This is a genomic window from Achromobacter sp. 2789STDY5608615, assembly GCF_001298995.1.
GTDB classification, from domain to species: Bacteria; Pseudomonadota; Gammaproteobacteria; order Burkholderiales; family Burkholderiaceae_B; genus Achromobacter; species Achromobacter insuavis.
This window is the reverse complement of record NZ_CYTY01000022.1, coordinates 1-645: the sequence shown is the minus strand read 5'-3', so window position 1 is coordinate 645 and position 645 is coordinate 1. Positions and strand designations below refer to the sequence as shown.

General features: G+C 59.7%; 1 protein-coding gene. It reads left to right on the top strand.

Going from position 1 to position 645, the window contains the following annotated elements; translation table 11 throughout:
• A partial coding sequence (locus tag AOZ49_RS33625) for a hypothetical protein (RefSeq protein WP_231690389.1) occupies positions 1-189 on the top strand: 189 nt, incomplete at its 5' end.
• Between the last annotated feature and the right edge of the window lie 456 nt (positions 190-645).

Sequence of the window (645 nt, the reverse complement as noted above, 5' to 3'; positions counted from 1 at the left end):
CCCTGGCAGGCTCCCGCCGGCATGGTCATGATCGCCGCCACCACCGCCGCCGCAGGCGGCCAGGATGGCGAGGCTCAGGATCGAGACGGCGAGTCTGGACGCGAACGGGAGGGACGGCGGGTGACGCATGGCGGTGGAGCTTCCTCGAGCGTCGTGGCTGCCGACCATCGGGAACCTTTGACGCAATAAGAATGCCCACGCGTTGCGCACGCATGGACACCTTCGCAGCAATGCTCGTTGCCCTGCATTAACCCGCCATTAGCAGCGAGCGATGGCGCGGTTTGCCGTCGCAATATCGGACGCCAGAACGGCGCCGTCCTCGCCGTCGTGCGAATGCCGTATGCCTGGAAATTCAGTCTTACGTGGAGTCCTACTTATTAATGAAATCCATAATGTCATTAAGAAAATGCTTTATTTATTCGGTTGAACGGTCTGACAAGTCAGACGTTCCCAGGGGGATCCCTGGCTACCACCAAGAATCACGATTCTTGGTCCGGTTCAACACCGCCCCGGACAAGAGCTAGAGGCCATGCGCCATTCCACCGGGGCAGATATAGGAAGTAAGCATGTTTCGGCTGTTCTCTGGTTTGCGTATTCGCGCCCGCTTGTCGGCGGCGTTCCTGTTGGTGGCGGTGCTTGGGGGGG